Source organism: Vibrio sp. YYF0003 (genome assembly GCF_036350715.1).
GTDB classification, from domain to species: domain Bacteria; phylum Pseudomonadota; class Gammaproteobacteria; order Enterobacterales; family Vibrionaceae; genus Vibrio; species Vibrio natriegens.
Window position 1 is genome coordinate 80,526 of the sequence record NZ_JAZDWA010000005.1, and the last position, 14,194, is coordinate 94,719.

Genomic DNA, 14,194 nt, shown 5'->3' on the forward strand with positions numbered 1-14,194 from the left:
TGTGATTGACTTCGCAATCTGTATCATTAGTTTATAAATCTATGCTTTAAATGATGAAAGTTTCGCCTTTTGTCATTTTATTTATCGGTGAGTATTATGCTTTTTTTACTACATAAATAAAGAAGGTAGGGATGATCTTTACTGTGAAATAAAACCTATAGATATGGTCCAAAACACTGAGTTCATGGCTGGATAATAGCGTCTGAAATAGCTTAATTGAGCCCCTGTATAGTGAGCTTTACTCTGTTGGGTGATGGGTATGATGGTTTTGCTGGTGGGATAGATGGCAACCCCTTTTAGTCCGGTTTATATTCACTTAGAAATAAGCGATTGGACGCCGGAACAGAAGTATCCCAGATATAAAAAGCCCCCAACAATTGGCGTTTAATTGTTGGGGGCTGTTCAAATGAAGCGCGGTATTGGATAACGCCGCTAGCTGGTAAGTAACCTTTGCAGTTTGTCACGCTGTGCTTCTATGTAAGCACGATCCGGACTTTGTTCTTTACAGTGCTCAAGGATGAACTCGATAGAGCTTAAAACCGTTCTCCAGCGCGGAGTTTTAGGTAAGGTTTCAATGCGCATGTATTTATCTAGAGTACGGGTTTGTAGCGTACTTCTATCAAGGTAAACGCGCCAAAGACCACTTTGCTCGGCAAAGGTAAACTTACTTTCTCCAGTGACAGACTCCCAGTATTCCAAAGCATGTGTCATCGCTTCGACCAGTACTTCACGCATAACTTCCTGTTTGTCTTTTTTATTGCCTAGTGCTTTGTCTGCCAGTCGAGTGAACTCGCCTCCAAGCTCTTTAAGCTTCTGTAGCTGTTCTTTGTCGCCGTCAAAGGCATAGCGAGAAAGTACCTCCACTGCCGTTTCCAGATTGTGAATGCGCGCTGTATTTGCGCCGCCACCGACATTAAATATGTACATAACGTCTAGGCCGGAACCTTCTGGAAGCTTAAGGATGTCCGCTTCAATATTTTGGCGAATGTCCTCGATATAAATATCAATTTTCCCGCAATAATGTGGCTGCTTAACGGTCAGAAATTTTGGAGCAATCAACTCATCGGCAGACGAACGTTTAATTTGCTCTAAGCTACGTTTAAACAGCTTACATGCTGCTTCGTTGGCAAAACGAACACGTTGATCTTCGCGCAAGCAAATAATCGCCTCAGGAGCGGACTCAAGCTGCTCTAGCAGACGCCCCTGAGTTTCAAGCAAGCTCGCTTCTACTTCAGCTCGTTGACGAAGTTCCGACTCAAGTACTTTATTCTCAATATGACGCATCTCTGCTTTACTTGCGGTCAAATGAGCTCTAATTCTGGCTGCAAGCTCTTGTTTGTTAAAAGGCTTCGACAAATAATCGTTTGCTCCGGCTTCAAAGCCTCTAACTCGGTCCTCAGTTTGACTTAAGGCGGTTAGCATAATGATTGGCAGCTCAGCATGATCAAAGGTTTGACGCAATTCATTACATACTTGATAGCCACTCATTCCTGGCATCATGATATCGAGCAGCAGAAGTTCCGGCTTTTCTTGCTCGACAAGAGCAAGTGTTTCAGGGCCATCTGAAACGGTTCTTACACGATAGCCTTCTAAGCGTAAAAAGCTTTCCAGTACTCGTAGGTTGACTGGTTCATCGTCTGCTATATAAAGTAGCGGACCATCTGGGTTTTCTGGTAGCGATAGGTCTTCTGTGTTCTCAAGGTTAATTTCTGGAGCCTGGAAGTGCCCACAGGCTGCCTGCGTCTGTGTTGCTAGGATCTCTTCTTCACTGGCGAGAGGCAGAGTGAAGCTGAATGTGGTCCCTACCATAGGTTGGCTGCTGACATATAAGGAGCCGCCCATTAGCTCAATCAACTGGCGGCTAATTGATAAACCTAACCCCGCACCTTGACGATAGCGACTTTCATCCTGTCCTGCCTGAATTAAAGGCTCAAAGATGTGCTCAAGGTGCTCAGCAGGAATACCTTGTCCGGTATCGACCACTTGAACGCGAACTAAATCGTCTACGACTCCTGCAGAAATAACGATCTTACCTTCAGAGGTGTACTTAATTGCGTTTCCTATCAGATTGTAAAGCACCTGTTCAAGTCGTTGTGGGTCCGCTGAGACTGCTTTGAGATCATTAGGTACTTGATTGATGATTCGAATGGTCTTGTTTCCAAGTAAATGACCCGACAATTCCAGCACCAATCGGGTTGAACTTGCCAGGTTAACAGCCGACTTCTGGATGTCCATGCTACCGTATCGCATTTTATGGTAATCCAGTAAGTCGTCGACCAGGTTAGCCAAACGTTGGCCACTTTTAATAATTATATCAAGCTGATACTTCTGGTTTGCCGGAACTGTACCGTTGGCTCCGGATATCAAGGTTTCTGCAATACCGACCATGCCGTGCAAAGGTGTACGCAGTTCATGAGAGGTCGTTGCCAGAAACTCATCTTTTAGCTTGTCTGCCAGTTGCAGCTCGTCATTTTGTTTTTGAATTAAGCGGATGTTGCTTTCCAGCTCTTCATTTTGCTTCTTGATCGTCTGAATTTTTTCACGAATGGAACGTTGCATGCGCTCAAAACTGATGGCTAAGCGACCAATTTCGTCTTTTCTAACGGTATCAAATGTGTTTTCGTCCAGATCGCCTGCTGATACTCGCTCTGCCGCCCAGGTTAATTTAAGCAGTGGCGAGGTGATGAAATTCGATAAATAGTGCGAGGCAATTACAACCAGTATGATCGCCGTAAGCATCGCAATGACGAAGAGTTTTTCCAGCTGGTGAATGCGAGAAAAGGCGTCTTTTTCTGGTAACTGCACGACCAACGCCCAATTAACACCACGGGTTTTAACTGGCGCATAGGCGGCGATAATGGCTTCATCGAGCCCGTTTGTATAAGTACCTACGCTCGTTTGACCTGAAAGTGCCTGAGTGATGACCTCCATACTGTTTTGGATATCATCTAGCTTGGTGTTAATGGTTCGAGGTTGTTGATCTCCTCCGACTAATAGCGTCTCAATCGATGACTCGCGGTTTTTGTCTGCGACTAGCTTTGTGATGCCGTTATTTGGCAATCGGAACATGGCATAGCTATGGAGATATCCTTGTTGAACGATAGGAGCGCCAAGCCACGCGACTTGCTTGCCATTTTCAAGTTCAAAGTCAGAGATAAGGATTGGAGTATAGTCTTCGTTTACTTTACGGCGCTCGCTGACATCATTGGCCAAGCGCTGAAACGCTCTACCTAGCGCAGCATCTTTATAGCGGCCAGTGAGAAGATTAGTGCCGTAATTGTCGTCTTTTTTGATTGAGTAAGTAACGTTACCGTTGATATCGACTAAAAGTATGTCATTGAAGTCAGAGCGTTTTAGAAGTTCTGAATAAGCCCAATGATAGCGCTTGTGTAACAGGCGATAACGCTCGCTCCCGACAAAGTTAGATGACTCCGGCAAGATTGACGTTTTTGTCTGATCGCCACTGCCTTCAATATAACGTTGCTGTGCATTTTGACGTGACTCTTCAATGTCGTTTCCTAAGCGACTGAACGCATTGACTAAACCATAAAAGCGTCCACCGCTGGCATAAGCTAACTCCGAACGGACAAAGCCCATTACTTCGGTTTCGCGTGCTTCAAAATAGTCAATAATTTGCTGCTGTTTGGTATCTCGTACAGACAGCAGGTGCGACGTGCTCTGTTCTTGCAGATCTTGACTGTGTGACTGCAGGAAAAAAAGCGCGGTAATGGTTAGAGGCGTAAGGCTGAGGACAAGAAACGCAGTCATCAGCGTACTTTGTAGACGCTTAAACTTCTGTTTTTTGTAGAATTTGAACATGGATAAGATTGCAACTCATAAAGGGCAGCAAAAAGTTTACTTATTGCTACCAAGGTTCTCGTTAAAAACGGATAAGACGTTAAATTCGATAGAAATAACAAAATTAACGAGTTTTTTTTCTTTGACAAGAAAGTTGATTGCAAAGCGTGCAGAGTCACGCAGTTTTTTTATGTTTGATGAGTTTTTAGCGGAAAATCGCGCAGGTTGTCGCCTGCGCGGAGGAGAGTTAAGACTTTTTAGCGTAATAAATTGAGAATTTTTTCGTCTTATTTAGCGTCTCGCAATTATTGAAAGCGCTTTCAATAATTGGCGGATACTTCAAGAAACTGTTTGCCACGATAATCATTTCCCCTTGTCTTTGAAGGTATCGTGGTGCATCACCAAGTAAGCTTTCTGCGGCATTGTAATTTGTATCCAGGCCACTATGAAAAGGAGGATTACTGATGATAAATCGGTAGTCGTTTGCCGTATCTGAATAAATGTCAGAAGCAAACACTTTACCTTCTAATTCATTAGCTTGCAGTGTTGCTTGGCTGGAGGTGATCGCGTAGGCGTTGATATCGCACATTTCAATTTCTATTTCAGGGTTGGCTTTCGCCATAAATGCGCCAAGCACGCCGGCACCGCAACCAAAATCGAGAACTTTACCGGACAATGGCGGTAAGGTTTCCAATAATAGCTGGCTACCTAAGTCGAATTCACCATGGCTGAATACCCCAGGTAGGCTTTTCACTAGCAGTGATTGGTTGCCTAAGCTGATAGTGTAGGACTTAAACCAGTCGATCTGATTAAATGGCGCTGGTTCGTTTACGCATTGACCCCAGTAAAAAGAGCAGCGACGGGCGGAATCGTATTTGTTGATCGGGCCGTAGTCTTTGAACATCTTTTCGATACTTTTTACACCAGAGCGGGTTTCTCCAACGACAACGATTTCAGTATCGACACCAAGTTTCGCCATGAGCATTGCCAGTAAGTATTCGGCTTCTGCTTTGGCTTTAGGCCAGTAAAGTAACACCATGTCTGCTTGGGTATCGACGTTATACTCTGAACCAAAGTGGCTTTTGATCTTGTCAGATTTACGAATTTGACGGTAATAGCTGTAGTTAGAAGTAAAAACTTCAACAGACTCACAGTAGGAGGCCAGCTCAAGAGGGAATAGGTCTTCAACTTCACCTGCGACTAAAACATGCTTTCCATTGAAGTATTCCAGCTGGCGTTGCGCTATTTGACTTGGAGCGATATAAGCAGACATAAATTTTGTTCGTCAGAAATAATTAGGGCCAGATTTTCTCACAATCTGGCCCAAGCTTGAAGTCATTAACGAGTAACTAGCTGTTGTCTTGATCGTTGAGGAAGTCTTTAAATTCCTCTTCATAGATATTAAATAGCACCATAGTGATAGCAAAAATCAGCGGGCCATAAATCAGGCCGATGAGTCCAAACAGTTGCAGACCACCCAATAGTGAGAAGAAAATCATTAAGGTGTTCATGCCAGAACTGCCTTGCATCAGCAGTGGGCGCAATAAATTATCAATTGAGCCAACAATAACCACACTCCATGCTGTCAGGAAAATTGCCCAAGTTGTATCACCCGTTAGGAAAAGGTAGCCCGCTGCTGGTATCCAGATTAAAGCGGTACCCACAACAGGAATGAACGAGGCAAAGCCCATCATAGTACCCCAGAATAGTCCCGGGAAACCGGCGAGCCACATGCCAATCCCACCAGCCATACCTTGTGCTATTGCGGTAAGAAATGATCCCATTACTGCGGACTTTGATACCTGCTCAATTTCGGTCAGAATTTTGTCTTCCTGACTACGTGAGAGGGGAAGTATATGTCGAATGGCGGAAATTATTTTGTCGTGATCGCGCAACAAAAAGAACAGGACAAACAGCATAAGGAAGAAGTCCATTAAGAAGTTTGTCGCATCACCAAGTATTTTTGCGCTGATGGTGACTAAGTTTGAACCAAATGATGTGGCGAACTGGGCAATTTTTTCCGCAATGGCTTTTGGCTCTACTTTATCGAAAGGTAAGTACTCATTAACTAACGCTAATGCCTTGACAACTAAAGGGTGCTGGAAAATATCCTGAATTCCGCCATTCGTTACCCACTTATAAGTATTTTGTGAAAATAAGGAGCCTTGCTGAACGATAGCAGCAAAAACAAACAGAAGCGGAATCACAATAATAAAGGTCAGAACCACACAAGAGAGTAACGAAGCCATGTTCCTATGCTTTGGTATCTTTTGCTCAAACCATTCGTGTATAGGGAACATGAGTAATGAAATGATAAATGCCATTACGATCGAGTTGATGTAAGGTTCGACTAATAAGTAGCAAGCAAAAGCAGCGGCGAGCAGAGCGACCATTAGAACGCGATGACTCGACGTGATTTTCACATTGTTTGGCATAAGATAAGTCCAAATTACGGATGATATTTACGGTTTCTAGCTTATAACACGGGCTGTGAACCTTTATTACGGTATGTGCTCGCGGTCTTATAATACCGTGCAATTAGAGCCTAGTAGCATACCTTGTTATAATGACGACAAATCAGTCGGTTATCAATCAGGAGATGTAAAATGGGTTGTTGTAATGGTGACAAGTCGTGTCAAAACGAGAAAAAAACCAAGCGCACTCCGTGGTTAGGTATTGTGGTTGGTGTACTTGTTGTCTTAGTTATTTTGAATTGGCGCTAAAAAAGGACCATGAAGGTCCTTTTGAGATTTGTCGTTACTGCCTTTGCTGAATTATTGTGCTTCAGCAGCCAGCGTTGCAAAACAGCGGTCTGCTGCTTCTAGCGTGGCATCGATTTCTTTTGAACCGTGAGCGAGAGATGTAAAGCTTGCTTCAAATGCTGAAGGTGCAAGGTAAACGCCGTGATCAAGCATAAGGTGGAAGAATCGTTTAAAGCGTTCAACGTCGCACTTTGTCACGTCTTCGTAGCAAGTTACGCTATCTTGATCGGTGAAGAAGAAGCCGAACATGCCACCCACTTGGTTTACCACCAACGGAATACCATGTTTTTCTGCCAGAGATTTAAAACCATCTGCTAGCTGCTTCGTTTTTGAAGCCAGACGTTTTTCATTGCCTTCTTCTTTAAGAAGACTCAAACAAGCAAAGCCTGCTGCCATCGCTACTGGGTTACCAGATAGAGTACCTGCTTGATATACAGGACCTGTTGGTGCGACATATTGCATTACTTCTTTACGGCCACCGAAAGCACCAACTGGCATACCGCCACCGATCACTTTACCTAATGTTGTTAGGTCTGGTTTGATGTTGTAGTGTGCCTGAGCGCCGCCAAGGGCGACACGGAAGCCTGTCATTACTTCATCAAAAATCAGTAGAGCACCTTCTTGATCACAGATTTCACGCAGGCCTTCATGGAAGCCTTCTACTGGCGGAATACAGTTCATGTTGCCAGCTACAGGCTCAACGATGATACAAGCAATTTCGCCTTTGTTTGCAGCAAATAGCTCGCGAACTGAGTCCAGATCGTTGAATGTTGCAGTTAGGGTATGTTTAGCAAAATCTGCTGGAACACCCGGAGAGCTTGGTTGGCCCAGAGTCAACGCGCCAGAGCCTGCTTTTACTAGCAAGCTATCAGCGTGACCATGGTAACAACCTTCGAATTTCATGATTTTGTCACGGCCAGTGAAACCACGAGCAAGGCGAATCGCACTCATGGTTGCTTCGGTACCAGAGCTAACCATACGGAGTTGTTCCATTGATGGTACAAGTTCAGAAACCAGTTCTGCCATTGAAATTTCTAGCTCAGTTGGCGCACCAAAGCTAAGGCCGCGTTGTGCAGCGTCGATCACGGCTTCACGAATTACAGCGTGGTTGTGACCAAGGATCATTGGCCCCCAAGAACCGACGTAATCAATATACGCCTTACCATCGGCATCAAAAATCAGAGCACCGTCTGCTCGTTCGATAAATAGCGGAGAACCGCCTACGCCGTTGAATGCACGAACAGGTGAGTTTACACCGCCTGGAATGGTTTTCTGGGCTTTGTCATACAGTTCTGATGATTTGGTCATGGGGTTATCCTCTTTTGATTGCTCGGACCAAGTGGTGCGCATTGTACCTAGCTATAATCAACTTAGAAACGTTTTGCTTAATTTATGTGTTGTTTCGCAATGTAATTTTAACTATCCGATATAAAGAATCGGCGGTGAATACTTGAACGAGTTGGTCAGGTATTAGATAATCGTATCCAATAAGCACAAATTTGACGTCTTGCTTCAGGCTCGACGCATTACACGAGTGAGAGAGGTTTTTCGTGAGCGAAGTAAACGTACCATTATCTTTTTCCGATGCTGCAGCATCTCGCGTTAAAGCGCTGATTGCAGAAGAAGAAAACCCAGCATTGAAACTGCGCGTATACATCACTGGTGGTGGCTGTAGCGGTTTCCAATACGGTTTCACTTTCGATGAGAACGTAAATGATGGTGATACAACCATCGTAAATAGTGGTGTAACACTGGTTGTTGACCCAATGAGCTTGCAATATCTTATTGGCGGCATCGTGGATTACACTGAGGGGTTAGAGGGAGCACGCTTCTTCGTAAATAACCCGAATGCAACGACCACTTGTGGTTGTGGTGCATCATTTAGCGTTTAATATCCCGTATAAGTTATTCATAAGGCTGCATTTTTGCAGCCTTTGTTTTATGTATTGATGAATTTCCTGAAATTGCGACGTAGTTAAGAATCCCAGCCGCTATTATTTTCTTTTTAGAAAGTTAATTCGTATCATAAACTATTCGACTAAGATTGATTTGTATATTGAATTAATTCTCGCAACATTACTTATTGCAAGAGATTATTATGGCTAGCTTCCCCTTCACGCGATTTTTCGCTGAACGACCTTATATCGTGTCGTTGCTCATTATTTTAGTAATGTCTGCTTGGTTAGGACTTGGTTCACTTCAAGCCGACGATGTGTCACCACAGCGTGCATCGCAAGATATTCCTCTGGCAAAAGTCTCCTACCAAACATTTACCGCACAAAATACCTATAAAACGATCGAGTTGTACGGCCGTACCGCACCAGACAGACAGGCTAATTTAGGGGCGGAAATTGCCGGTAAGATCATTGCGCTTAAGGTTGAAAAAGGGGAGTCGGTTAAGCAAGGACAAGTGATAGCGCAAATTGATAAAGGCGATCTCGATATCCAATTGGAGCGCGCGCATGCACTACTTAAAGTCCGTGAAAAGGAATTCAACGCGGCAAAATCTTTAAAAAATAAAGGACTACAAGGGGAGGTCGCATTCAGTAATGCAGAAGCTTCTTTAGTAGAGGCTCGAGCGCAAGTCACCAACGCTAAGATTGCGTTGAGAAATACCAATGTAATCGCACCGTTTAGCGGTATTCTCGATCATCTATTTATCGAAGTGGGTGATTTTGTCGGTGTTGGCGATCCGGTTGCGACGATTATTGATCTCACTCACTTGGTGATTGAGGCGGACGTCAGTGAGCGCCATATTCAGGACTTGTCATTAAATCAGCCTGCAAAAGTTAAGTTTATTTCTGGTGACACGGTTGAAGGCACGGTGAGTTATGTTTCACGGGTGTCCTCACCAGCGACTAACACTTTCCCAATTGAAATCCGACTACCCAATCCTCAACAGTTGATTCCAGCTGGGATCAGCACCGAGGTTGATTTAAACCTCAAACAACAATTAGCGATCAAGTTAACTCCAGCGATGCTGGCACTCGATGAAGCCGGTATTTTAGGTGTCAAAGTACTAGAAAATAAAAAAGTAAAATTTATCCCCATTCAATTGGTTAAAGCCGAACAAGATGGTGTTTGGCTGACAGGGCTGGGGGATAGAGTCGACATTATCACCACAGGTCAGGGTTTTGTACGTGACGGTGATGACGTGATTGCCGTTAAGCAAGAATTGTAAGTGGGGTTGATATGTTACGTTTGATCGACGCCGCTTTATCACGCGCACGAACGATGATGGTACTGCTGGTCTTTGTTCTGATTTCTGGCGTGCTTACCTATCTGACGATTCCGAAAGAATCGAGCCCTGATATCACCATTCCAATTATCTATGTTTCTGTTAGCCACCAAGGTATTTCACCTACCGATGCAGAACGCTTGCTCGTGCGTCCGATAGAGCAGGAGTTGCGTTCTATCGAAGGGGTTAAAGATATGACCGCAACCGCATCTGAAGGGCATGCGTCGGTAGTGCTGGAGTTCAGTGTTGGCGTAGACCTTGATCGAGCTATGGCAGAAGTGCGTGATGCGGTTGACTTGGCAAAGCCTAAATTGCCCGCCGATAGTGATGAGCCTACCGTCAATGAAGTCACTTTAGCGTCTGAAGAAGCCGCTTTGTCGGTGGTGCTCTACGGAACCGTTCCGGAAAGAACCATTGTACATCTTGCGCGCCAATTAAGAGACAAGCTGGAGAGCTACAGACAGATCCTGGAAGTGGATATCGCGGGTGACCGAGAAGACATCGTTGAGATCATCGTCGATCCGCTGTTGATGGAAAGTTATGGTCTGGATCAGGCGAGTATCTATAACTTGATCGCGTTAAATAACCGTGTGGTGGCGGCGGGGTTTGTTGATACTGGTTACGGCCGATTTTCGGTCAAAGTACCGTCGGTGTTTGAGACGCTAAAAGATGTGCTTGAGTTGCCAGTTAAAGTCGATGGTAAACAAGTCATTACCTTTGGTGATGTGGCGACGGTAAGACGTGCGTTCCGTGATCCGGAAAGCTATGCACGTTTGGATGGTAAGTCCGCGATTGTGCTCGATGTCAAAAAGCGTGCGGGCGAAAATATCATCGAGACGGTTGAGCTGATCAAAGCGGTGATGGCCGAAGCTCAAAATCAAGAGCAATGGCCGGATAACCTGCTGGTGAAATACACGAGAGACCAGTCAGATGATGTCAAGATGATGCTCAACGACCTACAGAACAACATCTTGTCGGCGATCATCTTAGTCGTAATTGTGATTATTGCGATTCTCGGTGTTCGCACAGCGCTACTGGTCGGTATTTCGATTCCTGGTTCATTCCTCACAGGCTTGCTGGTGCTCTCCGTGTTTGGCCTGACAGTGAACATTATCGTCTTGTTCTCGCTGATAATGGCGGTCGGTATGCTGGTCGATGGGGCGATAGTGGTCACCGAGTTTGCCGATCGTCGCATGCAGGAAGGAGCGCCGCGTAAAGAAGCGTATCGAGACGCTGCAAAGCGCATGGCTTGGCCGATCACGGCTTCGACAGCGACGACGTTGGCAGCCTTTGCTCCGCTATTGTTCTGGCCGGATGTTACTGGCGAGTTTATGAAGTATCTTCCGCTGACATTGATCGCGACGTTGGCCGCTTCGTTGGCGATGGCACTGTTATTCGTACCTGTGCTCGGTAGCCTTATCGGTAAACCTCAAAACGTCTCGCCTATCCAACACGAGAAAATGCTGGCTCTGCATGAAGGCGATTATGACAAAGCTACAGGTATTACTAAGCTGTATTACCAGACGCTGAATGTTGCGTTGCGTCACCCGTTGAAGATCTTGCTGAGTGCTATCTTACTCTCGGTCGGCGTTGGTTTTACTTATGTTAAAGCGGGATTAGGTGCAGAGTTTTTCCCTGAAGTAGATCCACCATTTTTTACGGTTAAAGTGCGCTCGTACGGTGATTTATCTATCGATGAGAAAGACCAAATCATGCGCGATGTTGAATCGGTGATGTTGGGGCATGATGAGTTTGAAAGTGTTTACACCAAAACAGGTGGCGATGATGAGATTGGTTTAATCCAAATCACGCCTGTGGATTGGCAGTATCGTCGTAAGGTGAAAGCTATTATCGATGAACTGAAACAAACCACAGACCAGTATGCTGGGGTGGAAATTGAGTACAAGTTTCCGGAGGCCGGCCCACCAACTGAGCACGACTTGGTTATTGAAATGTCTGGTTCAACGCTCAGTGGCTTAGACGAAGGCGCGAAAATCGTTCGTCATTGGGCGGATGCTTACCCTGCATTTACCAATATCAGTGATAACTCAAGCAAAGACGGTATTGACTGGCAGATCGATATTCGCCGTGATGATGCCGCCCGCTTCTTAGCAGATGCGACATTAGTTGGTAACACAGTGCAGTTTGTTACCAACGGCTTAAAACTGGGAGATTATCTGCCGGATGACTCCTCAGAGGAAGTCGATATATTAGTGCGCTACCCAGAGGATAAGCGTGATATTGGCCGCTTTGATCAGTTGCGGGTTAAAACCGCTGCTGGACTGGTTCCGATCACCAATTTCGCCAGCATTATTCCTGAACATAAACAGGATACGATCCGTCGTGTCGATGGGCATAGAGTGATCAGCGTGTTTGCAGACATCAGAGAAGGTTACAACCTGGCGCTTGAACTGCCTAAAGTTGAAGAAGCGCTCAAAGAGTTAACCTTGCCTGAGGGAGTCGAGTTTAAAATCCGAGGTCAGAACGAAGAGCAGGAAAATTCCTCTGCTTTCTTACTCAACGCATTTATCGTGGCGCTGGTTGGTATGGCTCTGATCTTAATTACTCAGTTCAACAGTTTCTACCAAGCGTTTCTTATTCTGAGTGCGGTATTGTTTTCGACAGTTGGCGTTTTTGCGGGCTTGTTGATATTCCAGAAACCTTTCGGTGTGATTATGTCGGGTATTGGCGTGATTGCATTAGCGGGCATTGTAGTGAACAACAACATCGTCTTAATTGATACGTACAATCAGCTGCGTAAACGAGGGTTGGATAAGCGTGATGCGATCCTAAGAACAGGTGTGCAGCGTCTGCGCCCGGTATTACTTACAACGATCACGACGATTCTTGGCCTGCTGCCAATGGTGCTGGAGATGAACATCGATTTGATTAATCAGAAAATCGAATTCGGTGCGCCAAGTACCCAGTGGTGGTCTCAGTTAGCAACCGCTGTTTCAGGTGGGCTTGCATTTGCTACATTGCTGACGCTGGTGTTAACTCCCTGCCTGCTTATGCTAGGCAAAGAGCACTTATCTGATGAGGTGACGAGTTCAGAGGAAGAGGCGACATAAATCGCCTCTTTCCCTGTTCGAGCTGTTTACTTCATGGTTAAAAGTTCGCTGTATCGGTCGAGCTTAGCCATGTTGATTTTCGCATTGGCTAAGAAGGTTTGTCTTGCTTGCCCAGTTAACGATTTTGATTGAGGTAAATTAACCGTGCGTGGGTTTTTGTGCACGCCGTTAACCAGGAACTCATAGTGTAAGTGAGGGCCGGTCACTCGGCCTGTACCACCTAACGTACCAATGGTTTGACCCTGCTTAACACGCTGACCGGTTTTAACGGTACGTTTGGTTAGGTGCAAATACTTGGTAATGTAGGTATTACTGTGTTTGATGAACACGTAGTTACCATTAAATTTGTTGTATGACGATTTTTGCACCACACCATCACCTGCAGCCCAAATTGGCGTACCCACTGGAGCTGCATAGTCTGTGCCTCGGTGAGGACGAACTTTACCCGTGACAGGGTGCAGACGACGAGGGTTGAAGTTTGAGCTTACACGACGGAAGTCCAATGGTGCGCGTAAAAACGCTTTCTTCATTGCTCGACCATTTTCATCGTAATACTTACCTGATTTTTCATCCAGAATCGCAGTGAAGGTATCCCCCTGGTTTTTGAACACGGCCGCGATGATTTTACCGCGTCCAATCACTTCCCCTTCGACAACCTCTTCCTGATACAGGACTCTGAACGTGTCGTTCTTACGAATATCTAATGCAAAGTCGATATCCCAGCCGAAAATTCCCGCTAACTCCATAATTTGGTTCGCGTTTAAGCCTGAAGAAATGCCTGCATTCCAGAAGTTAGATTTGATGGTTGCTTCAGCAAAGTTGTATTGATAATCGACATCTTTTTTGTCGATTTCAGAGACGTACTTGCCATCTTGTAGCTTGATTCGGAAGGTTTCGAATGCGCTCAAGGTACGTCGTAATTGAACTAAGTTATTGTTTTCATCAAAGCCGAATTGCAGCCTGTCGCCAGGTCGAAGACGGGTTAGCTGCTGTTCCACTTCTTTATCTGAGGAAACCAGCTCATGCAGAATGCGCGCTGATAGACCGACACGGCTAAAGAGAATGGCCGCACTTTCACCATTTTTAACTTTGTAGGTCTCCCAGCGTAATACCGAGGAAGTAGACGATGTCCCGTTTAATGTCGTCAATTCCATAGAAATTGGCACAGGATAATATTGCCCCACTTTTAAGCGGCTTTGCTGAGGGTTAAGTTCTTGCGGATCGGGTAAAAAGAATAGTGCGAAGATGATTAGCGCACTAAAAAAACCGATCAATACTTTGTGCAAGAGTGGAAGTCGGACAAAAATCGAATGCATGACGTACTT

Annotated in this window: 9 protein-coding genes; 4 read left to right on the plus strand and 5 right to left on the minus strand. The window is 45.2% G+C overall.

What is annotated here, in order from left to right:
• Positions 1-432: 432 nt before the first annotated feature.
• Positions 433-3,819 (minus strand): hybrid sensor histidine kinase/response regulator, encoded by a 3,387-nt coding sequence (locus V1U08_RS15175; protein ID WP_330470944.1) that lies wholly within the window; start codon positions 3,817-3,819, stop codon positions 433-435.
• On the opposite strand from V1U08_RS15175, the gene V1U08_RS15180 reads away from it, so the two are divergent.
• Positions 3,818-4,072, plus strand: a complete 255-nt coding sequence (locus tag V1U08_RS15180; protein ID WP_231113027.1) for a hypothetical protein — start codon at positions 3,818-3,820, stop codon at positions 4,070-4,072. The genes V1U08_RS15175 and V1U08_RS15180 overlap by 2 nt on opposite strands.
• Here the strand turns inward: V1U08_RS15180 and rsmC are convergent.
• From rsmC to hemL, 3 genes are all read right to left on the minus strand, one after another.
• The gene (rsmC, locus tag V1U08_RS15185) at positions 4,046-5,071 is read right to left on the minus strand and encodes a 16S rRNA (guanine(1207)-N(2))-methyltransferase RsmC (RefSeq protein WP_065302844.1); all 1,026 of its coding nucleotides are present in this window, start codon (positions 5,069-5,071) and stop codon (positions 4,046-4,048) included. The two genes, V1U08_RS15180 and rsmC, sit on opposite strands and share 27 nt — an antisense overlap.
• Positions 5,072-5,147: 76 nt before the next feature.
• Positions 5,148-6,233, minus strand: coding sequence for an AI-2E family transporter (locus tag V1U08_RS15190; protein WP_014232906.1), 1,086 nt, complete (start codon positions 6,231-6,233; stop codon positions 5,148-5,150).
• A 339-nt stretch (positions 6,234-6,572) separates the two neighbouring features.
• On the minus strand, positions 6,573-7,868 hold the full coding sequence (gene hemL, locus V1U08_RS15195; protein ID WP_014232904.1) for a glutamate-1-semialdehyde 2,1-aminomutase: 1,296 nt from the start codon (positions 7,866-7,868) through the stop codon (positions 6,573-6,575).
• Positions 7,869-8,110: 242 nt separating this feature from the next.
• Between hemL and erpA the strand changes: the two genes are divergently transcribed.
• From erpA to V1U08_RS15210, 3 genes are all read left to right on the plus strand, one after another.
• Positions 8,111-8,452, plus strand: a complete 342-nt coding sequence (gene erpA, locus V1U08_RS15200) for an iron-sulfur cluster insertion protein ErpA (RefSeq protein WP_014232903.1) — start codon at positions 8,111-8,113, stop codon at positions 8,450-8,452.
• 206 nt (positions 8,453-8,658) lie between these two features.
• Positions 8,659-9,741: an efflux RND transporter periplasmic adaptor subunit gene (locus V1U08_RS15205; protein ID WP_020333914.1), complete on the plus strand. Its 1,083-nt coding sequence runs from the start codon at positions 8,659-8,661 to the stop codon at positions 9,739-9,741.
• 11 nt (positions 9,742-9,752) lie between these two features.
• Positions 9,753-12,869 (plus strand): efflux RND transporter permease subunit, encoded by a 3,117-nt coding sequence (locus V1U08_RS15210; protein ID WP_330470945.1) that lies wholly within the window; start codon positions 9,753-9,755, stop codon positions 12,867-12,869.
• Positions 12,870-12,895: 26 nt separating this feature from the next.
• Here the strand turns inward: V1U08_RS15210 and V1U08_RS15215 are convergent, their stop codons facing one another.
• A complete protein-coding gene (locus tag V1U08_RS15215) occupies positions 12,896-14,185 on the minus strand; it encodes a peptidoglycan DD-metalloendopeptidase family protein (protein WP_330471055.1) in 1,290 nt (429 codons plus the stop codon).
• Positions 14,186-14,194 lie beyond the last annotated feature (9 nt).